This is a genomic window from Amycolatopsis sp. YIM 10 (genome assembly GCF_009429145.1).
In the GTDB taxonomy this organism is placed as follows: Bacteria; Actinomycetota; Actinomycetes; order Mycobacteriales; family Pseudonocardiaceae; genus Amycolatopsis.
On record NZ_CP045480.1, the window covers coordinates 5,173,992 to 5,192,708 of the forward strand.

Consider the following 18,717-nt stretch of genomic DNA (forward strand, 5'->3'; position numbering starts at 1 on the left):
CTCAATCTTGTCCGGGTTTAAAACTTGACTGGGTTAACTTTTCTCTGTCAGGGTCACCGCCATGACCACCACCCCCGCCCGCACCACCCGCTGGCCCGGTTTCGCCCTGCTCTGCGCCGCCCAGCTGATGGTGCTGCTCGACACCACGATCGTGAACATCGCGCTGCCCCCGGCCCAGCACGACCTGGGCCTGCCCGACACCGACCGGCACTGGATCGTCACCGCGTACATGCTCGCCTTCGGTGCCCTGCTGCTGCCCGCCGGCCGGATCTCCGACGCCATCGGCCGCCGCCGCGCCCTGCTCATCGGCGTAATCGGCTTCGGGCTCGCCTCCGCCGCCGGGGGAGCGGCCGTCACCGGCGGCATGCTCATCGGCGCCCGCGCCGCCCAGGGCGCCTTCGCCGCGCTACTCGCACCGACGGCGATGGCCCTGCTCACCGCGTTGTTCACCGAACCGGCCGAACGCGGACGCGCGCTGGGCCGGTTCAGCGCGGTCGTCGGCGCCGGGGGAGCGGCGGGCCTGCTGGCCGGTGGACTGCTCACCGCCACCCTCGACTGGCGCTGGTGCCTCTACGTCAACGTGCCCATCGCCGCGCTGACCGCCGTGCTCACCCCGGTCCTGCTGCCCGAGACACCCCGCCACCCACTGCGCCTGGACCTGCCCAGCACCCTGCTCGGCGTCACCGGTGCCGCCGCACTCGTCTTCGCCACCACCAGCCACCCGCTCTGGCTGCTCCCCGCCGCCGCGCTGCTCGGCGCCTTCGCCCCGCGCCAGGTCAGGACCGGCAACCCGCTGCTGCCACCGCACCTGCTCACCCGCCGCCGCCTCGGCGCACTGGCCGCCGTCGCCGTCACGATGGCCGCGATGTTCGGCACCATGCTCGTGCTCACCTACCAGCTGCAGCAGGTGCTCGGCTTCGACCCGCTGCGCACCGGACTGGCCATCCTGCCCGGCACCGCGGCCACCATGCTGATCGCCTCGCAGGTCTCCGGCAGGCTGATGGCCAGGCTCAGCCCGCGCCTGCTGATCGTGCCCGGCATGCTGCTCACCGCAGGCGGGCTCGCCCTGCTCACCCAGCTCACCCCGGACAGCACCTACCTCGGCGGCATCCTGCCCGCGCAACTCGTCTTCGGCGTCGGCACCGGACTGGTCATGTCACCCAGCATCAGCGCCGCGCTCACCGCCGCCGAACCCCGCGACAACGGCCTGGTCTCCGCGCTGATCAGCACCGCGCAGCAACTCGGCGGCTCGATCGGCATCTCCGTGCTCAACGGGGTCGCGGCCGGAGGCACCACGCTCGCCGCCCAGGTCCACGGCCACACCGTCGCCGCCGCGGTGGCCGCGGGCCTGATGCTGGCCGGTGCGCTACTGAGCGGGCTGCTGCTCGGCCGCTAGGTAGCCGTCGAGCCGGGCGGCCAGCTCCTTCGGCCTGGACAACTGCACGCAGTGACTGCCGTCGATCACGTCCGGCTCCACCCCCAGCCGCTCACGCGCGATCCGCCGCATGAACTCCAGCGAGAAGAACCGGTCGTCCCGGCACGCCAGCACCCGCGTCGGGACGACCGGCCACGCCTCCAGCGGCGACGGCCTGCCCAGCGAGTCGCCCGCCTGCGGCCGCTCCTTCGCCAGTGCCTCTTCGGCCAGCTCCCGCGGAACGTCGTGCATGAACGCGCCGATCGGATCCGCCTCCATGTCCACCCCGGATTCGGACCTGTACCCGGTGTTGGCCCACCAGTCCGACGCCGGCTCACCAGGGCTCGGGATCATGGCCGTCAGCATCACCAGCAACCGCGCGGGCAGCCGGTCGCACACCAGGGGAGCGACCAGCCCGCCGAACGAATGCCCGACCACCACCAGGTCCTCGCGCGCCCCGACCGCGTCCACCACCGCGTCGGCGTACTCGGACAAGCCCTTGGCGCCGTCCTCGAACGGCAGATCCGGGGCCACCACGTCATGCCCGAGCGCACGCAGCTCCGCCTCCAGCAGGTGGAACTCCCAGCCACTGGAGCCACCACCGTGGATCAGTACGAACGTCGCCATCTTGTCCTCCTCGTCCCGGTCCTTCGAACCCCCGACGAACGACCGCGCGCCGGACAGACACCCCCTCAGGAAACTTCTTCGAGCCGCTTTTCCAGGTACCGCCGCTCCGCATCTGTCGACGCCAGCTCCAGCGCCTCCCGGTAGGCCACGGCCGCTTCCTCCGCCCGCCCCAGGCGCCGCAGCAGATCCGCCCTGGCCGCGGGCAGCAGGTGGTACCCCGCCAGCTCACCGCCCTCGGCCAGCTCGTCCACCAGCAGCAACCCCGCCGCCGGGCCCTCCGCCATGCCCACCGCGACCGCCCGGTTCAACCGCACCACCGGCGACGGCACCACCCGCGCCAGCCGCTCGTACAACGCCGCGATCTGCGGCCAGTCCGTGTCCTCGGCCCGCGCCGCCGTCGCGTGACACGCCACAATCGCCGCCTGCAACTGGTACGGCCCCGGCTGACGCCGCCGCAACGCCGACTCCAGCAAAGCGGTGCCTTCCTCGATCTCCGCGGCGTCCCACCGCGACCGGTCCTGGTCCTCCAGCAACACCAGATCACCCGCCGCGTCCAGGCGCGCCTCCCGCCGCGCGTCGTGCAGCAGCATCAACGCCAGCAGGCCCACCGCCTCCGGCTCGTCCGGCATCAGCCCGGCCAGCACCCGCGCCAGCCGGATCGCCTCCGCGCACAGGTTCCGCCGCACCAGATCCGCACCCGCCGAGGCCGAATACCCCTCGTTGAACAACAGGTACAGCACCCCGAGCACAGCCACCGTCCGCTCCGGCAGCAAATGCGCCGGCGGCACCCGGTACGGGATCCCGGCATGGCGGATCTTCCGCTTCGCCCGCACCAGCCGCTGCGACATCGTCGCCTCCGGCACCAGGAACGCCCGTCCGATCTCCGCCGTGCTCAACCCGGCCAGCGTCCGCAACGTCAGCGCCACCCGCGCCTCGAACGGCAACGCCGGATGACAGCAGGTGAAGATCAGCCGCAGCCTGTCGTCCTGGACGCCGCTCTCGTCCGGCTCCGGGCCTTCTGGCGGCGGCACCACCGCCAGCTCCCGCAACTTCGCCGCCCCCACGGCCTCCCGCCGCAGCACGTCGGTGGCCCGGTTCCGCGCGGTCGTGGTCAGCCACGCACCCGGCTTGCGCGGAATCCCGTCACGCGGCCAGCGCCGCAACGCCGCCGAAAACGCCTCCTGGGCGCACTCCTCGGCCAGGTCCCAGTCGCCGGTCATCCGGATCAGCGTGGCCACCACCTGGCCCCACTCCTCCCGGAACGCCGCCGCGACCGCCGCCCCGACCCCACGCTCATCGGTGCCGGTGTGTTCCCCGGTCAACCCGGGATGTCCGCCGGATCGAGCACCGGACGCACCTCGATCATGCCGGTCCGCGCCACCGGGTGCTTCGACGCCACCTCGACCGCCTCGTCCAGGCTCGCGCACTCGATCAGGGTGTACCCGCCGACCTGCTCCCGCGTCTCCGCGAACGGACCGTCCGACAACAGCACCTGCCCATCGCGCACCCGCAACGTGGTCGCGTCCTCGGCCGGATGCAGCAGCTCACCGTCCAACAGGACCCCACGACGCGTCATCTCGTCCTTCCACGCCCGCACGTCCTCGCTACCGCACACTTCGGCCGAGCTTTCCTCCGCCCCGGTGTTCTCACCACCGATCAACAGCAGGTACTTCACGGCGCGCTCCCTTCCGGTCGTGCACATCATTGCGCAGGATTGCGGAGGATGTGTCCGTCCGGGCCCATCCCGCCCGTCGGGGAGTCGAGAAACCACAACGGAAGGCGCGGAACCCATGGCCGAAACCCTGCAAGTCCCCGGCGCGACCCTGCACTACAACGTACGCGGCAGCGGGCCCGCCCTGCTCTGCATCCCCGGCGGCCCCGCCGACGGCAACGCCTTCACCCGCTTCGCCACCGAACTCGCCCCGAACCACACGGTCATCACCTACGACCCGCGCGGCCTGTCCAGCAGTGCGATCGAGGGAACACCGAGGGAGGACCTCATCGGCCAACTCGCTGACGACGCGCACCGCCTGATCAACGCCGTCACCAGCGAACCCGCGCACGTCTTCGCCAGCAGCGGCGGCTCCATGGTCGCGATGGAACTGCTCCAACGGCACCCCGGGCAGATCCGCGGCCTGATCATGCACGAACCGCCGATGACCTCACTGCTGCCCGACCAGGAGGCCGAAGCCCGCCGCACCGCCGCGATGGACGAGGCCTACCGCACCGGCGGCGCCTTCGCCGCCATCGCCGTGTTCCTCGAAGGCACCGGCCTCGGCGACCCGGCCGGACAACCCGAGGAACCCAGCCCCGAGATGCGCGAGCACATGGCCGCGATGAAGCCCAACCTCGACTTCTTCTTCCAGCACCTGATGCACGCCACCGGCGACTACCGCCCCGACTACGACCGCCTGCGCGAACTGACCGACCGGATCACCATCGCCGTCGGCGAAGACTCCGGCGACCAGCTCGCCCACCGCGCCGCCGTCGCACTCGCCGACCGCCTCGGCCTCACCCCGGTCCCATACCCCGGCCACCACGGCGGCTTCGACGAACACCCCGCGGCCGCCGCCGAACTCACCCGCAAGATCCTCAGCCAGAGCTGACCGGAGGCCCGTACCGGCTCGACAGCTCCGCCCCGATCCTGGCCAGCTCCGCCCGCACCGGTTCCGACTCGACCACCTCCAGCTGCCCGCCCCACCCGGCCAGCTGCTGGGCGATCATCACCGGCGCGGGCGCGGCCAGCCGGACCCGCAACCGCCCATCCTCGGCCTCACCCTCCACCTGGCAATGCCTGCCGAAGTGCGACCGCAGCACAAACACGAACCGCGCGTCGACCAGCACCGTCGCCGACACCAGCGCCCGCTTGCGCTCCACCTCGTCGACCACCCGCCGCCACGCCTCGGCCAGCTCGAAATCCGCCGGCCGCGCGGCCGCCTCCTCGGTCACCACCGCCTCGACCACCCGGTCCAGCCGGAACGTCCGCTGCCCGGCCTCCGTCCCGGCGATCAGGTACCAGAGGTCGTCCTTGTCGACCAGCCCCCACGGCTCCACCAGCCGTTCCGACCGCTCCCGGCCACGCCCCTGGTAGACCAGCCGCACCTTCCGCCGCCGCACCGTCGCCTCCTGCAGCACGTCCACCAGCTCCGGCCGCTCCCGATCCGCCTCACCCCAGCGCGACGAATCCACCACCACCGCGCTCGCCGCGACCTCCGCCTCCGCCCGGAACGTGTCCGGCAACGCCCGCACCAGCTTCCGCAACGCCGACCGCACCTCCGCCGACACCGCCGCCCCCGGACCGGCCAGCAGGAACAACGCCCGCGCCTCAGCCGAAGTCAGCCCGCTCAGATCCGTCCGCGCCCCGCCAACCAGCGACCAGCCCCCACCCCGGCCCGGCTGCGGATACACCGGCACCCCCGCCGCCGACAACGCCTCCAGATCACGCCGCGCCGTGGCCACCGACACCTCCAGCTCCGCGGCCAGCTCACCCGCGGTCACCCGGCCCCGCGACTGCATCAGCAACAGGGTGGCCACGAGGCGATCGGCGCGCATGAACCAAGTCTGGCAAACAAAGTGCTCATGAGGTGAGCACTTTGACCGGAAGACTCATCCCAACACCGACCGGAAGGACCCGAAATGCTCCGCGGACTCACCACCACCACCTTCTACGCCGAGGACATGGACGCCGCCAAAGCCTGGTACACCGAACTGCTCGGCATCGAGCCCTACTTCGACCGCATGCCCGGCTACCTCGAGTTCCGCGTCGGCGACTACCAGCACGAACTCGGCATCCTCAACGCCGCCTACGCCCCGCCCGGCGCCCGCCAGTCCCAGCCGGGCGGCGCCATCATCCACTGGCACGTCGACGACATCCAGGCCGCCTTCGACCGCCTGCTCGCCCTCGGCGCCAAGGAATTCGACCCGATCACCGAACGCGGCCCCGGCTTTGTCACCGCCGCGGTCACCGACCCCTTCGGCAACGTGCTCGGCATCATGTTCAACCAGCACTACCTCGACATCCTGGGGGAGAAGTGACCACCGTCCACGCCACCAGCCCCACCCAATGGCGCGCCTGGCTCGCGGACCACTGCGACACCGCCACCGAAGCCCGGCTCGTCCTCCAGCGCGGCACCACCACCCTGACCCACGAACAGGCCGTCGAAGAAGCACTCTGCTTCGGCTGGATCGACAGCAAATCCGTCAAACGCGACGACCACAGCCGCTACCAGCGATTCAGCCCGCGCAACCCGAAAAGCGCCTGGAGCCGCATCAACCGCGAACGCGCCGAACGCCTCATCGAACAGGGGAGGATGACCCACCACGGCCAGGCCCTCATCGACCTCGCCAAGCGCACCGGCACCTGGACCCTGCTCGCCGACGCCGACAACGGCATCATTCCCGGCGACCTCCGCGCCCGCTTCGACCACCACCCCCGCGCGTTCGCCAACTACCAGGCCTTCCCACCTTCGTCCCAGCGCCGCATCCTCGCCTGGATCCTCACCGCCAAACGGCCCGAAACCCGGCAACAGCGCATCGACCGGACCGTCGAACTCGCCGCTGCAAATATTCGCGCGAACCACCCGTGACCCAGCGTGTAGCGTCGGCCCATCGTGCACACCGTGATCACCGAACTCCGGCAGGCGGGCTGCGTCTTCGCCGAGGACGAAGCCCGCCTGCTCACCGAAGCCGCCCGCACCCCGGCCGAACTCGACGACCTCGTCGCCCGCCGCGTCGCCGGCCTGCCACTGGAACACCTGCTCGGCTGGGCCGAATTCCACGGCCACCGCATCACCGTCGACCCCGGCATCTTCGTTCCCCGCCGCCGCACCGAATTCCTCGTCGACCAGGCCGCCGCCATCGGCGGGCGCGTCGTGCTCGACCTCTGCTGCGGCACCGGCGCGGTCGGCGTCGCACTGGCCGCCGAACTGGGGGAGACCGAGCTGTACGCCGCCGACCTCGACCCCGCCGCCGTGCGCTGCGCCCGCCGCAACGTCGAACCGGCCGGGGGAGAGGTCTTCGAAGGCGACCTGTTCACCCCACTGCCGGCACACCTGCGCGGCCGCATCGATCTGCTCGTGGTCAACGCGCCCTACGTGCCCACCGACGCGATCGCGATGATGCCGCCCGAAGCCCGCGACCACGAACCCCGCGTCGCACTCGACGGCGGCGACGACGGCGTCGACGTCCACCGCCGCGTCACCGCCTCCGCCGCGGCCTGGCTCGCGCCCGGCGGCCACCTCCTCATCGAAACCGGCGAAGCACAGGCGTCCGTCACCGCCGCCGCCTTCACCGCCGGGGGACTGGTCCCACGCGTCGCCCACAACGAAGACGTCGGCGGCACCGTGGTTGTCGGTGCCCTCCGCTAGCCTCCGGCGACATGACCGAACCGTCCTACCTCACCGACACCCGCCACGGCTACAACGCCATGGCCCTTGACTACGCCGCACACTTCGACGGCGTGCACGACAAGCAGTTCCTCGGCCGCGCGATGCTCACCGCGTTCGCCGAACTCACCCGCGACGGCGGTCCGGTCCTCGACGTCGGCAGCGGCCCCGGCTGGGTCACCTGGTACCTGGATTCCTCGGGTGTCAAGGTATCCGGCGTCGACCTGTCCTCCTCGATGGTCGCGCTCGCCCGCGAAACCTATCCCGGGCTCAGCTTCGAGGAAGGCTCCATGCTCGCACTCGACCGGCCCGACGCCTCGCTCGCCGGACTGGTCGCCTGGTACTCGATCATCCACATCGGACCCGAGGACCTGCCCGCCGTCTTCGCCGAGTTCCGGCGGGTCCTCGCGCCCGGTGGGCACCTGCTGCTCGGTTTCCAGGTCGGCGACCACGTCCTGCACTTCGACGAAGGCTTCGGCCACACCCTGTCGCTCGACTTCCGCCGCCTGCAGCCGGAGCGCGTCGCCACCCAACTGGAGGAGGCCGGGTTCGCCGTACAAGCCCGGATGGTTCGCGCACCCGACGGCGAAGAGAAGGACCCGCAGGCCTACCTGCTCGCCTCGACCAGCCAGGCCGCCGAGTCGTAACGGACGCCGGGCACCCGAGCTTTCCCGGAGCCGGGGGAGAAGGGGACACCTCGCTGTCCCCGTTCGCACGCCAGTTCGATCATGGGGAAGGACAGATCCACGCCGAGCGCTCGGCTGCCAGTCGCCAGCCGAGCGGTTTCTCTCGCCAGTTGTCCTGTCCCGCAGCCGACGTCGAGCACCACCGAAGTCGGCTCGATGGCCGCGGCAGCCAAGAACCCGGTGCGGTACGTGTCCCGTCTCAAGAAGGCTGACATAGCTCCAGTCCGTTGACCTGCGCAACTTGGCGGATCTCGTGACCTTCGTCGGCTGCGAAGGCGTCGAGCTCAACAGGTCTTTGCCACCATGGTGGGTCGCGAAGGTGTTCGCGTTCATCAAGGAACCACCGAACAAGGGGTTCGTAGTAGCGGTAGCGCGAGTAGCGATCCCAGGTGTACTGGGGCTCGACTGTTCGTCGAACTTCCTCGACGAAGGCGGGAGAGCCGTGCGGATTCTCGAGCGCCAGAGATTTCCAGTAGGGAACAGCCAGCAGCCTGGTCAGACCGATAGTTTGTGGGTATTTACTGATCAAGATGGTGGGGTCATCCAAGGAGACCTTCCACTCGAGCCCGTGGAAGCGGTGCATCCGCCGGTCGTACTCAGTTCGGTAGCCGCGTCGATCCACCCATTCGTCGACGATCTCTTGAGCGGCGGCAAAGGCAGGAACGACCCTGCTGCGCCCGAGCTTGCGGATGAGCCTTCGGTGGACCTTGTTGGCCTGGACGACCTTCGAGTGATCACTGAGGTCGACGTCGCGTTGCTGGCCAGGCCAGCGGTTGTGCCGATGGCAAAGGACATCTTCCATACGACGCCAAACCATGACCGGAGGCTCGATCCCCATCGCTCGCGTGCAGCTTCTGCACTTCGTTCCGGCGTGGATTCCTGGCCGAGGGCGTCCGATCATGGCGTAGCGCATCGCCCGCCCTGGGCGGCCGCTGAGCCCGAGGACGGCCGCTGGAGGAACCTCCATCCGTGATGTGGTCTCGGAGCACGTAGACGGGGTAACCGTTGGCGGTGGCCAGCCTCTGGAAGTAGGAGTCGATGGTCTCGTCGATGACGGGCGAATCCGGAGAGGAAGAGGCCTCATCGGCAGGCTCACCCCTTTGAAAGGACTCAGCAGCTCGCTGGCGATCACGCGAATCCTGCCCCGAATCCTTCGGATTCCGGGACGTGGTCGACCGGGATGCTGTCGAGCAACTTGCGGGTGATGGCCTCGTCACCCTCCAGGATGGCCAGCTGGGCAGCACCTCGGATGAGGTGGGAGAGACTGCCGATCATTCCACCTGTCCGGCGATGCAAATACTTCGCGTTGCGGATGAGGGTTCCGGGTTGATGTCGGTGCAGCCGGAGAGCGTGTTCCAGGGTGGCGACCATGGAACGCCATTCGTCCTGGTAAGGAAAAGCTCCTGTCCTGATAAGCACGCACCGGCCGGCGATCTGCTTGCCTCGGACTCCGGTGAACAGCTTGTGTTCGACATCGATTCCGGCGTAGACGAACGTGGCGGGAAGGTGTTCGATGAAGTACTTCAGGTGATCGGACATGTCTTCCCCGGCTGCAGTGGCCAGGTTGAGGTTGTGGATCTCGTCGACCAGGACCAGGTCGACCTTGGCGGTGGTGAGGACACGGCAAACGGCATCGGCGATGTCGGTGGTGTTGAATCCCCGCTTGATCTCGGGAAGGCCGAGAAATCTGGCGAACTCCGCAGCCAGCTTGCGTGGTGATCCCTTCGGGGGTGTGGTCACATAAACAACGGGGATGCGTCCTTCGAAGCGGCCCGGGTAGCGTTCCCGCAGCATGAGTTCGTGGGTTCGGCCCAGTTGTTTGAGCGCGGTGCTCTTGCCGGTGGTCTGGGCCCCGGAGACGATCAATCCCCGGCGGGCGCCGATTTCCCGCCGGTTGAGCATCGTCAGCATCTGGCCTTGGCGGGCGACTTGACGGACGGCCGAGGTGGCGACGATGACCATTTCAGAGTGATAGCTGATCCGCACCTCGTCGTAGGCGTATCGATCCGAGCCGCAGAGCCCTTGCCATTCGGGCTCCGCCAGGAGTTCGAACGTTGCCGCCGGGCTGTCGACGAACTTGCGCCATCCGTCCAGGGTCAATGTCGGGTCGCGCCGATCGGAGTCCAGATCCGGCGCGAGTGCATCAAGATCCAGCGGCTGGCGGGCGCTCAAGTGCTCTACCAACGCTTCTTGGCCTCCTCGCGAGCGTCGAACACGCCCAGCGGAATCACGTCGGCGAGCTCCTCGTCTTCTTCGGTGATGTCACTTCCAGCTGCCGCTGGTTGCGGTGGTTCTTGTGGTTGTGGCGGTGCGCCTTCCGGCAGCCAGGAGCTGGCCGCAGGGACTGATCTGGTTCTGGCGGCGACCCGATGATCTTTCTTCGACTTGGGCTGGTTGGTCGGCCCCTGTTCGGCTCGGTCCAGCAGTTCTGTGACCGCTCGGGAGATCTCAATCTCAGTCGGCTTGTCCGTGCCTCGCAAGGACAAGATCTGGCGAGTGTGCTCCCATGCCTGTTCCCCGAACGGCCGTGGTGTGCCAGCCCTGTCACGGGACCACGACCCGTTCGACCGCGGCCTGCGGGACGCCTGGGAGACGATCATCGTGACCGGTCGTCGCTGCGGCGAGGTCCTGCAGCTCCGCCTGGACTGTCTGGGTCGCTACGGCGGCCTGCCCATGCTTTGGCATGACCAAACCAAGGTCGGCAACTACGACGCGGCGGTCCGCATTCCCGAGCGGACCTGCCAGATGCTGGAGGCCCGCCAGCGCAAGACCTTCGCTGTGTTCCAGGAGCGGAACAACCGGCCGCCCACCCCCGAGGAGCGCGGCGCGATGGCACTGTTTCCCACGATCTTCCGCAACCGCGATTGCCGGGTTGCCCTGTCCTACAAGTGGTTCCATAAGGGCTTCAAGGACTGGATTGATGGCCTCGACATCGGCCGCCAAGTGCCCCATCAGGCTCGCCACTCCCTGGCCACCCTGATCGTGCCGACCCGTCACGAGTCGCGGAGGAAGGCATCGACCAGTTTGGCGGTGGCCTCGGCCGGTATCTCGTGGCCCTCGCCGCCGGGCACCTCGACGTGGTGTGCTCGTGCGAGGTGCGCGGGGAGCGCTTTCGTGGCTTCGCGTACTCCGTCCCAGGACTCGGCGCCGCTGAGCACGAGCGTTGGCAGGTCGAGTTGGGCCATCTCGGGTGTCGGGAGGTTCGGTGCGCGGGTGATGGTCGCGTCGTAGACGACGGTCTGCGCCAGTGCTTCGAGTCGGGGCCACATCGGCGAACGCCGAATCTGCTCCACCATCTGCGGTGGCAGGCCGACGCCCTCGATCTGCATGGTGGCCACCGCGTCACCGGTCCGTCCGGCCGCGATGAGGGCGGCCAACCGGTCGGGGAGGCCGTCCGGCGCCGAACCGGCGAGCCCGCCGAGCGCGAACGGTGGTTCGTACACAGCAAGCTTGGTGATCGGTGACCCGGCTGCCGCGGCCATGAGTGCCAGGATCGCGCCGGAGGAGAAGCCGAACACCGCGGCGGTGCCGCCCTCGGCCGCGATGACCGCGTCGAGGTCCTCGATCTCACGCTGGACGTCGTAGGACGCTACATCGGACGGTGCGATGACGTCCCCGCTGTCGCCGCGGCCACGCCGGTCGGGGCAGACGACGGTGTAGCGGTCGCGCAGGTGGTCCGCGAGAGCCGCGCAGGTGGTGCGGTCGTTGAACACGCCAGGCACGAACACGGCCAGCGGTCCGCTGCCTGCCCGGTCATAGGCGATGACAGTGCCGTCGGCGGAGGTCACGGTACGCATGGCAAGGTCTCCCTTGATCGAATGCTCTATCGTCTCGCCACGACGACGAACGACTACGACCGGGATGGACACCTCACCGACATTTCCCCGAGAAACTTCCCCTGAGAACTTGTCCATTCGCCGTCACCTCGCTCGTCGACCGGGTGACTGACACGCAAGGAGGACGACGGTGCGATACCTGCTGATGATCAGTGCGGACGAGACCGAGGTCGAGGACGTGCCGAGCGAGGACGGCATGCGGGCCTTCGCGGTGTGGATGGACGACCTGGTCGAGCGGGGCGTGATCCGCACGCACGAGGGGCTGCGGCCCAGCCGGACCGCGACGACTGTGCGCGTCCGCGGCGACGAGGTGCTCCTGACTGATGGGCCCTACATCGAGGCCAAGGAGCAGATCGGTGGCTTCGCGCTGATCGAGGTGGACAACCTCGACGAGGCGATCGAGATCGCCGCCGGGCACCCTGCTTGCTCGGTCGGGCAGGTCGAGATCCGGCCCGTGCTCGAGCCATGACCGGTGACGGTTCGCCGGTCAGCTCTGATGTCGCTGACGCTCTCACCACGGCGTTCCGGGAGGAATGGGTGCGGGTGGTCGCCACGCTCATCGGCTGGGCGGGGGATTGGGACCTCGCCGAGGAATGCGCGCAGGAGGCGTTCACGCGGGCCTTGCGTACCTGGCCGCGTGACGGGGTGCCCGATCGTCCTGGTGCGTGGCTGCTCACGGCGGCCCGTCGGCACGCGATCGACCGGCTGCGTCGTGCCACGCTCGGCGAGGCGAAACTCCAGCAGCTGGCTGTGACCGGGCAGCAGCCGGACACCGATCCGGACGACAGCGGGATCGGCGACGAACGGCTGCGGCTGATCTTCACCTGCTGTCACCCCGCGCTCGCGTTCGAAGCGCGGGTGTCGCTCGCGTTGCGGACACTCACCGGCTTGTCCACGGCCGAGATCGCCCGCGCGTTCAGCGTGCCGGAGGCGACCATGGCCAAGCGCCTGGTCCGCGCGAAGCAGAAGATCCGGGACGCGCGGATCCCGTACCGGGTGCCACCCGCGCATCTGTTGCCGGAACGCACCCGTGCCGTTCTCGCCGTGATCTACCTGGTGCTCAACGAAGGGTATATCGCCACTGCCGGCGCGGACCTGCACCGGCCAGACCTGGCACACGAGGCGATCCGGTTGGCGGCACTGGTCGTCGAGCTGATGCCGGACGACCCGGAAGCCCGCGGCCTGCACGCGCTCACGCTGCTCCAGCACGCGCGGGCAGCGACGCGGATGTCGCCCGACGGGGTGCTGGTTCCACTGGAGGAACAGGACCGCACCAGGTGGGACCGCACCCTCGTCGCCGCCGGGCTGACGGAGCTGCGCCGCGCCGTGCGGCGCGAACACCTCGGCCCGTACCAGCTTCAGGCGATGATCGCCGCCTGCCACGTCACCGCGCCGACCGCGGCCGACACCGACTGGGCACGTATCACCATGCTGTACGACGCGTTGCTGGCTCAGGTCCCGTCGCCTACGGTCGCACTGAACCGGGCAGTCGCGGTGGCGATGTCGGCGGGGCCGGATGCCGGGCTGGCGTTGCTGGACGACCTCGCCCGTGACGGCGGGGGTGATCACCTGGTGCACGCGGCGCGCGCCGATCTGCTGCGCCGAGCCGGCAGGATGGGGCCTGCGGCCGACGCGTACCGGACCGCGCTCGCCCAGACATCGAACGAGGCGGAGCGCGCCTATCTGAGGCGCCGCCTTGGAGAACTCACCTGTCCTGGTACTCGACGGCCCTGAACACCGCTCCCGAGCAGGCGATCCAACGCCATTGGCGTGGTGAGGGACCATGCGGTCATCGGTGTAGCCAGCGCCGATCGAATGGTCCGACAAGCCCTACCCCAGCCCGGACTCGTGGGGACCGATGGCTACCGCCCTCTAGCGCTCCAGCCCAACCCCGCACTTGATGGTGCTGTCGGGTCACGGGGACTCCAGAAACGCCGCATCGACGATCACTCGGACGGGCGGCATGGTTTGGGGTCAAGCCACGTCACGGACATGTAGTCTAAGTATCAGCGCAGGTCAGAGTGGGCGCACGGATCTTTGCGGTCGGTAAAGTGCGCGACGATCCACTCATCCAGCAGCTCCTGCAGCTCCGCCAACGACCACACGGCCTGCTGGTCGGCATCCTTGCCGCGGTTCTCCACGCTGTTGCCGACGAACCCGGCGATGTACTGAGCGAACAACGTGTCGACCGAGCTGAAGCTGGTCTCGACAGCACCCTTCTCCCAGGGCGATCCCTTGTGTGTGGGCTGAAAATTGATGCCCATCGAGCGGCAGGCGTTGCGGAAAGTCTGCGACGAATAGACCATGCCGTGGTCACATACGATCGTCTCCGGCACGATCACCGGCCGGGCGGCCGCATGCTCCAGCCTCTCGTCGATATCCACCAGCCGGCGATGCGGCAGCACGGAACGCGACATCCGCAGAGCGTCTGGCCAACCTGGCCGCATCGCTTCCGGGGTCAGTGAACGCGCCAGCAGCAGCGCCGCGTCCACCGCCTTTGTGCTGGGACGCAGCACCGCTGCGGGGATCGTCCTGGTCGCGAGATCGATCACCCAGGTCAGCTCGGCTCGATCAACCAGGCCGTTGTCCAGGACGACTCGGGCGTTAAAAGGCGTGGAGTCAATCTGTATCCACTCGCCCGGCCGAAACGCCGACACGGTGCCGAACGGCCCCTCCGGCTGCTTGGCCAGTGACCGGCGGGTCCGAGCCGATCCGAAGGTGTGCTTGGACGTTCCCACTTGTGAGCCTGGTCGATGACGTCCTGCGACAGCCCATCGAGGAGACCTTGCGGTGGCAGGGGAGCTCGTGACGATAGAACCGCGAAACCCGACATTGCGAACAGTTGGGCCCTGGTGACCGCCGACCTGGCGCCGGTGACGTCTTCGAGCACCAGTTCCGCACCGGACACCGAGACGATCGTCTGGCGGCCAGCAGACAGCTCGATCTCGTCCCCAACTCTGAGCTCGACCGGCCGTGACACCGCCATCTAGCAGCCTCCATTCATCGTGACCGCCGTGTTCGCACTCAGAGGCTCTCCAGTCAGATCTGCGATCAAAACGCCCGACCAAAGGAGATGGAAAAGGGTCGGCAAGACCGCCAGAGGATCACCGATATTTTTCGCCGTAGGCAACAGGGGAGAAGCCACTGCGAACGCGGCCATCAGCGGACCTGCGTAGCGATTGTTCCGACATCGAGGATGCCGGTAGCCCGACAGCCAACGAACGTTTGCCAGCAAGATCGGCGCAACCGCACCCACCCGGCGGTAGGTCCAGCCGACCAAGTCGCAGGCCTGCGCGGTGGTTGCGAAGACCACGGCGTCGTCCGGACCGATCTGCTCATCGGCCCGGACATCGATCACAATGCCGGCGCCGTCTTTCGACCGGGCGAAATAGTCCGGTGCATGCCGCCGGAGCTTCCCGTCTTCAAGCCAGGTCAGCCAGAACGGCTGCGACGAGAACGCAGTGATCTTGGGGGAGAAGTCCAGCAACATCACCTGGTCGCGTTCAAGCCACGACTCGAAACCGACCAGCTCCCCGGTAGTAGCCGACCACCACTGGCCGGGGAAGTTGCGCTGCCCCCGGTAAGAGCTGAAGGCACGAACTGGAGTCGTGTGCTCGAACCGGACGTTCCAGCCAATGGCGAGAGAGTCCTGCCGCTCCTGGCCGGACGGGCAGATGTACCGCAGCCCGAAACCGGCTCCTGGCAACTCTGCCGCAACTGCCGAACTCCCATCACACCGCCTGAAGACCACCAGAACGCAGACGGACACTGTAGTGATCATGTGTCAGGTTCAGTGAGACGCCCACGCGAATGCGCCAGATCAGATGAGACTGCGCCACCTTCGCTGAGACAGGACAGTACGCCTCAACACCCGCGTCGAACCGGGGAGGCCTCTCCAGCGTCTTACTTAACATAATGTCGCTTATCGGCGTAACGATAACCTGGCGTAGGCCGCCTGAAGAGGGGTTCTCCGGCGACCTCATCGGCAGGCGCGAACCGCACACTCACGTCGCGCACCAGGCTGGGCCGAGGCTTGAGACTCTCGGTCGACCCGCGGTACGCCTCCTTGGAGAGGCTCCCTTGGGCAAGAAGCCCGCCAGAGGGCGGCCCGATCCCCGCCGAAGAACGTCCAGCCACACCACCTCAAAACGTCACAGTGACGAAACTAGGTGACTGGGATGACACGTCGGCGAGTACGTGATGTCGAAGTTCCTGGCGAGAACCACCGAGCCGCCCAGGCGGCCTCAGGCCAGACCCCAGTGAGCCAGTCTGCGGCAGACGGCGGGTCGCACGAGCGGAACATGCGGTGAACACCGGCCGGGAAGGCCACCAGAGTTGATCAAGAGCGGCGCCGTCCCCCGGAAGCGGCCCACCCCGCTCGGACCGCCGTTTGATGCATAATGGCGATTATGCATCAAACAGTACCCGAGTTCCCGAGCAGCGGCCGGGAAACTGTCGGTGCTGTGCGGTACAAGATCCACATGAGAGTTCTCGACGCGCAGCAGGCCTTCTTCGCCGCACGTCGTCCGCGCAAGGACTCTCCGCACACCACCGCCGCTTACCGGCGGGATCTGGCGGGCCTCACTTCCCTGCTGGCCGAGGCCGCCGGGCGGGATGTCGACGAGTTGCGCGTCGAGGATCTGACGACCACCTCGTTGCGAACGGCGTTCGGCGCGTTTGCCGACGGGCACGCCAAAAGCTCCGTGTTGCGCGCCTGGTCGACCTGGAACCAGTTCCTCACCTTCTGCGTGTCCGACGGCCTGCTCCCGGGCAATCCGATGGGCGCGGTCGCCCGCCCGAAGACCCCTCCCCTGGTTCCGAAGCCGCTGCGGGGTGAGGACACGCCCGAGAAGCTGCTCGCGGCCGCTACCGAGGGTGCGCGGCAAGCCCGTGACCCGTGGCCCGAGCGGGACGTGCTGGTGATCGCGCTCGGGCTGGTGGCCGGGTTGCGAGCGGCGGAGATGCGCTCGCTGAGCGTGGAGTCGCTGATCGGACGATCCGGCGAGAAGCGGCTGCACGTCCAGGGCAAGGGCAGCCGGGATCGGTCGATCCCCGTGCAGCCGGTGATGGAGAAGATCATCGACGACTATCTCGCCTCGTGCCGCCGGAAGTTCCCCCACCAGCGGTTCGGGCGGTCGGCGCCGTTGCTGCGGGATCGCGCCGGCGAGCCGATCGGGCGCGGTGCGCTCGACTACCTGGTCAAGTCCTGCTATCGCGCCGCCGGGTTGCAGGACCGGGTGCCGACGGGCGCGAATCTGCACGCCCTGCGGCACACCTTCGCCACGCGGCTCGCCGAGGACGGTGCCACGGCGTCGGAGATCATGGCGCTGCTCGGGCACGCGAGCCTGGCCACCAGCCAGAACTACATCGAGGCGACCGGGCGCGAGCAGCGGGCCGCGGTGGCGAGCAATCGGACATACCAGGCGCTGAACACGAGCTTCACGGAATGAGCCGCTCGATGTCGCGGTAGCCGGGGATGCCTTCGGGGATCGACTCCCCGCGCTGGATGGACAGGGCGACGCCGGTGGCCGCGTGCACGGCGGCGCGGAACAGCAGGGAGCCGAGGCTCACCCGGCCGACGCCCAGCGAGGTGTAGTCGAGTCCTGGGCTGTAGAGGATGTTGACGGGCACGGGGATGCCGCCCGCGAGTGCGGCGATGTCGGCGCGGTCGGTCAGGCCGGGCACGAAGATGCCGTCGGCGCCCGCGGCCACGTACCGGCGGGCGCGGTCGAGGACGTGGGTCAGCGGTGGCGGGTTGTCGGTGAGCCAGTGGGTGTCGGTGCGGGCGTTGACGAACAGGCCGGGTGCGCGGGTTTTCACCGCTTCGACGAGGGTGGCGTGGTCGGCGGGTTCGGCGAGGCCGCCGGGGCGGCTGTCCTCCAGGTTGATCCCGGCGATGCCGAGGGAGGCCAGTTCGGCGGCGAGGTCGGCCACCTCCCCCGGGTCTTCGCTGAAGCCCGCTTCGATGTCGACGGTGACCGGGCAGGGCAGGCGGCTGAGCGAGCGGGCCAGCGCGAGGGTTTCGGCGCGGGTGTGGCCGCGTCCGTCGGGCAGGCCGTTGGCGGCGGCGACACCGAGGCTGGTGGTGCCGATGGCCGGGAAGCCGGCGTCGTGCAGGGCGGCGGCGGAGGCGAAGTCCCAGGCGTTCGGCAGCAGCAGCGGGGTGTCGGCCTGGTGCAGGGCGAAGAAGTCGGTCATCGGGTTCCCTCCAGTGCGGCCACGTGGGCTTGGCCGGGGCATTCGTGGGGTCCGGCGCCGAAGCGCAGGCCCGCTTCGATGAGGTTCAGTTCGACGATGCGCCCGTCGGGGGCTTGGCGCCGGGTGACGCGGACGGGTCCGGCGAGGCCGGCGTGTGCTTGGACGAGGACGCAGATCCTGGCGGCGGTGGGTTCGTCCCAGGTGCCGCCGCAGGCGTTGACGAGGCGGGTCAGTGCCTGTTCGGCGGCGGGGTCCGGGCTGAGGTGCGGGTGGTAGACGCGGGCCACTTCGGCGATGTCGGCGGGGTCGGCGGGGATGCCCATCGCGTCGGCGAGTGCGGCGACAGGGGCTTCGGCGCGCAGGCTCGCGGGGTCGATGCCGTCGAGCAGGGTGGTGATGAGGGCGCGGCGTCGCCGGTGGGCTTCCCCGTCGGAGAAGCGGGCGACGTGGTCGCGGAGCCAGCCGATGGGCCCGGTGTGGTGGTTGGGCGGCATCGGGAGCGTGGTGAGCGCTTCGGTGATCTTCACCCGGTGAACGTTAGGGCGGGGTTGTTTCGGCGGCGGCCGAAGTGT

General features: G+C 68.9%; 23 protein-coding genes. 9 read left to right on the top strand and 14 right to left on the bottom strand.

What is annotated here, in order from left to right; translation table 11 throughout:
- The first annotated feature begins 61 nt into the window (after positions 1-61).
- Positions 62-1,396 carry an MFS transporter gene (locus tag YIM_RS24670; RefSeq protein ID WP_153032603.1) on the top strand — a complete coding sequence of 445 codons (1,335 nt, stop codon included), beginning with the start codon at positions 62-64 and terminating at the stop codon, positions 1,394-1,396.
- Here YIM_RS24670 and YIM_RS24675 read toward each other — a convergent pair.
- The 3 genes from YIM_RS24675 to YIM_RS24685 all read right to left on the bottom strand — a co-directional run bounded on the left by YIM_RS24675 (position 1,367) and on the right by YIM_RS24685 (position 3,716).
- Positions 1,367-2,041 (bottom strand): alpha/beta fold hydrolase, encoded by a 675-nt coding sequence (locus tag YIM_RS24675; RefSeq protein ID WP_153032604.1) that lies wholly within the window; start codon positions 2,039-2,041, stop codon positions 1,367-1,369. The two genes, YIM_RS24670 and YIM_RS24675, sit on opposite strands and share 30 nt — an antisense overlap.
- Before the next feature lie 65 nt (positions 2,042-2,106).
- The gene (locus tag YIM_RS24680; protein ID WP_153032605.1) at positions 2,107-3,363 is read right to left on the bottom strand and encodes an RNA polymerase sigma factor; all 1,257 of its coding nucleotides are present in this window, start codon (positions 3,361-3,363) and stop codon (positions 2,107-2,109) included.
- Positions 3,360-3,716: a YciI family protein gene (locus YIM_RS24685; RefSeq protein WP_153032606.1), complete on the bottom strand. Its 357-nt coding sequence runs from the start codon at positions 3,714-3,716 to the stop codon at positions 3,360-3,362. The genes YIM_RS24680 and YIM_RS24685 overlap by 4 nt, the downstream gene beginning before the upstream one ends.
- A gap of 115 nt (positions 3,717-3,831) precedes the next feature.
- Between YIM_RS24685 and YIM_RS24690 the strand changes: the two genes are divergently transcribed.
- Positions 3,832-4,647, top strand: coding sequence for an alpha/beta fold hydrolase (locus YIM_RS24690; RefSeq protein ID WP_153032607.1), 816 nt, complete (start codon positions 3,832-3,834; stop codon positions 4,645-4,647).
- On the opposite strand, the gene YIM_RS24695 is transcribed toward YIM_RS24690, so the two are convergent.
- Complete coding sequence (locus YIM_RS24695; protein ID WP_153032608.1) at positions 4,634-5,593, bottom strand: YafY family protein; 960 nt, start codon at positions 5,591-5,593, stop codon at positions 4,634-4,636. The genes YIM_RS24690 and YIM_RS24695 overlap by 14 nt on opposite strands.
- 84 nt (positions 5,594-5,677) lie before the next feature.
- On the opposite strand from YIM_RS24695, the gene YIM_RS24700 reads away from it, so the two are divergent.
- Genes YIM_RS24700 through YIM_RS24715 form a run of 4 tightly spaced genes read left to right on the top strand, consistent with a single transcriptional unit; the run spans position 5,678 to position 8,072 of the window.
- Positions 5,678-6,076, top strand: coding sequence for a VOC family protein (locus YIM_RS24700; protein WP_153032609.1), 399 nt, complete (start codon positions 5,678-5,680; stop codon positions 6,074-6,076).
- On the top strand, positions 6,073-6,627 hold the full coding sequence (locus tag YIM_RS24705) for a YdeI family protein (protein WP_153032610.1): 555 nt from the start codon (positions 6,073-6,075) through the stop codon (positions 6,625-6,627). Before YIM_RS24700 ends, YIM_RS24705 begins: the two co-directional genes overlap by 4 nt.
- Positions 6,628-6,651: 24 nt before the next feature.
- Positions 6,652-7,407: a putative protein N(5)-glutamine methyltransferase gene (locus YIM_RS24710; RefSeq protein WP_153032611.1), complete on the top strand. Its 756-nt coding sequence runs from the start codon at positions 6,652-6,654 to the stop codon at positions 7,405-7,407.
- 11 nt (positions 7,408-7,418) lie between these two features.
- On the top strand, positions 7,419-8,072 hold the full coding sequence (locus tag YIM_RS24715; protein WP_153032612.1) for a class I SAM-dependent methyltransferase: 654 nt from the start codon (positions 7,419-7,421) through the stop codon (positions 8,070-8,072).
- Here YIM_RS24715 and YIM_RS24720 read toward each other — a convergent pair.
- The 6 genes from YIM_RS24720 to YIM_RS24745 all read right to left on the bottom strand — a co-directional run bounded on the left by YIM_RS24720 (position 8,033) and on the right by YIM_RS24745 (position 11,908).
- Positions 8,033-8,314, bottom strand: a complete 282-nt coding sequence (locus YIM_RS24720; RefSeq protein ID WP_228003986.1) for a class I SAM-dependent methyltransferase — start codon at positions 8,312-8,314, stop codon at positions 8,033-8,035. The two genes, YIM_RS24715 and YIM_RS24720, sit on opposite strands and share 40 nt — an antisense overlap.
- On the bottom strand, positions 8,311-8,949 hold the full coding sequence (locus YIM_RS24725; RefSeq protein WP_153032614.1) for a hypothetical protein: 639 nt from the start codon (positions 8,947-8,949) through the stop codon (positions 8,311-8,313). Before YIM_RS24725 ends, YIM_RS24720 begins: the two co-directional genes overlap by 4 nt.
- Before the next feature lie 290 nt (positions 8,950-9,239).
- Positions 9,240-10,283 (bottom strand): ATP-binding protein, encoded by a 1,044-nt coding sequence (locus tag YIM_RS24730; RefSeq protein WP_228003987.1) that lies wholly within the window; start codon positions 10,281-10,283, stop codon positions 9,240-9,242.
- Between the two features lie 5 nt (positions 10,284-10,288).
- Positions 10,289-10,597, bottom strand: a complete 309-nt coding sequence (locus tag YIM_RS24735) for a hypothetical protein (protein ID WP_153032615.1) — start codon at positions 10,595-10,597, stop codon at positions 10,289-10,291.
- A 58-nt stretch (positions 10,598-10,655) separates the two neighbouring features.
- On the bottom strand, positions 10,656-11,075 hold the full coding sequence (locus YIM_RS24740; protein ID WP_153032616.1) for a hypothetical protein: 420 nt from the start codon (positions 11,073-11,075) through the stop codon (positions 10,656-10,658).
- A 29-nt stretch (positions 11,076-11,104) separates the two neighbouring features.
- Positions 11,105-11,908 (bottom strand): alpha/beta fold hydrolase, encoded by an 804-nt coding sequence (locus YIM_RS24745; protein ID WP_228003988.1) that lies wholly within the window; start codon positions 11,906-11,908, stop codon positions 11,105-11,107.
- 169 nt (positions 11,909-12,077) lie between these two features.
- Between YIM_RS24745 and YIM_RS24750 the strand changes: the two genes are divergently transcribed.
- Together YIM_RS24750 and YIM_RS24755 are read left to right on the top strand one after the other, a co-directional pair.
- The gene (locus YIM_RS24750; RefSeq protein WP_153032617.1) at positions 12,078-12,416 is read left to right on the top strand and encodes a YciI family protein; all 339 of its coding nucleotides are present in this window, start codon (positions 12,078-12,080) and stop codon (positions 12,414-12,416) included.
- Positions 12,413-13,681, top strand: a complete 1,269-nt coding sequence (locus YIM_RS24755) for an RNA polymerase sigma factor (protein WP_153032618.1) — start codon at positions 12,413-12,415, stop codon at positions 13,679-13,681. Before YIM_RS24750 ends, YIM_RS24755 begins: the two co-directional genes overlap by 4 nt.
- Positions 13,682-13,953: 272 nt before the next feature.
- On the opposite strand, the gene YIM_RS24760 is transcribed toward YIM_RS24755, so the two are convergent.
- Both YIM_RS24760 and YIM_RS24765 read right to left on the bottom strand, forming a co-directional pair.
- Entirely contained in the window at positions 13,954-14,685 is a 732-nt protein-coding gene (locus YIM_RS24760; protein ID WP_228003989.1) for a hypothetical protein, read from the bottom strand.
- 248 nt (positions 14,686-14,933) lie between these two features.
- On the bottom strand, positions 14,934-15,728 hold the full coding sequence (locus YIM_RS24765; protein WP_228003990.1) for a TnsA-like heteromeric transposase endonuclease subunit: 795 nt from the start codon (positions 15,726-15,728) through the stop codon (positions 14,934-14,936).
- 682 nt (positions 15,729-16,410) lie between these two features.
- Between YIM_RS24765 and YIM_RS24770 the strand changes: the two genes are divergently transcribed.
- Positions 16,411-17,397, top strand: a complete 987-nt coding sequence (locus YIM_RS24770; RefSeq protein ID WP_153032620.1) for a tyrosine-type recombinase/integrase — start codon at positions 16,411-16,413, stop codon at positions 17,395-17,397.
- Here the strand turns inward: YIM_RS24770 and YIM_RS24775 are convergent.
- Together YIM_RS24775 and YIM_RS24780 are read right to left on the bottom strand one after the other, a co-directional pair.
- Positions 17,387-18,145 carry an isocitrate lyase/phosphoenolpyruvate mutase family protein gene (locus YIM_RS24775; RefSeq protein WP_153032621.1) on the bottom strand — a complete coding sequence of 253 codons (759 nt, stop codon included), beginning with the start codon at positions 18,143-18,145 and terminating at the stop codon, positions 17,387-17,389. The two genes, YIM_RS24770 and YIM_RS24775, sit on opposite strands and share 11 nt — an antisense overlap.
- On the bottom strand, positions 18,142-18,672 hold the full coding sequence (locus tag YIM_RS24780; RefSeq protein WP_228003991.1) for a cytochrome P450: 531 nt from the start codon (positions 18,670-18,672) through the stop codon (positions 18,142-18,144). Before YIM_RS24780 ends, YIM_RS24775 begins: the two co-directional genes overlap by 4 nt.
- Between the last annotated feature and the right edge of the window lie 45 nt (positions 18,673-18,717).

What these genes read in the sequence shown, in the direction of transcription:
- YIM_RS24755 (WP_153032618.1), top strand. Translation starts at nt 12,413, where the DNA reads ATGACCGGTGACGGTTCGCCGGTCAGCTCTGATGTCGCTGACGCTCTC.
- YIM_RS24690 (WP_153032607.1), top strand. Translation starts at nt 3,832, where the DNA reads ATGGCCGAAACCCTGCAAGTCCCCGGCGCGACCCTGCACTACAACGTA.
- YIM_RS24775 (WP_153032621.1), bottom strand. Translation starts at nt 18,145, where the DNA reads ATGACCGACTTCTTCGCCCTGCACCAGGCCGACACCCCGCTGCTGCTG.
- YIM_RS24745 (WP_228003988.1), bottom strand. Translation starts at nt 11,908, where the DNA reads ATGCGTACCGTGACCTCCGCCGACGGCACTGTCATCGCCTATGACCGG.
- YIM_RS24725 (WP_153032614.1), bottom strand. Translation starts at nt 8,949, where the DNA reads ATGGGGATCGAGCCTCCGGTCATGGTTTGGCGTCGTATGGAAGATGTC.
- YIM_RS24675 (WP_153032604.1), bottom strand. Translation starts at nt 2,041, where the DNA reads ATGGCGACGTTCGTACTGATCCACGGTGGTGGCTCCAGTGGCTGGGAG.
- YIM_RS24695 (WP_153032608.1), bottom strand. Translation starts at nt 5,593, where the DNA reads ATGCGCGCCGATCGCCTCGTGGCCACCCTGTTGCTGATGCAGTCGCGG.
- YIM_RS24765 (WP_228003990.1), bottom strand. Translation starts at nt 15,728, where the DNA reads ATGATCACTACAGTGTCCGTCTGCGTTCTGGTGGTCTTCAGGCGGTGT.
- YIM_RS24670 (WP_153032603.1), top strand. Translation starts at nt 62, where the DNA reads ATGACCACCACCCCCGCCCGCACCACCCGCTGGCCCGGTTTCGCCCTG.
- YIM_RS24715 (WP_153032612.1), top strand. Translation starts at nt 7,419, where the DNA reads ATGACCGAACCGTCCTACCTCACCGACACCCGCCACGGCTACAACGCC.
- YIM_RS24700 (WP_153032609.1), top strand. Translation starts at nt 5,678, where the DNA reads ATGCTCCGCGGACTCACCACCACCACCTTCTACGCCGAGGACATGGAC.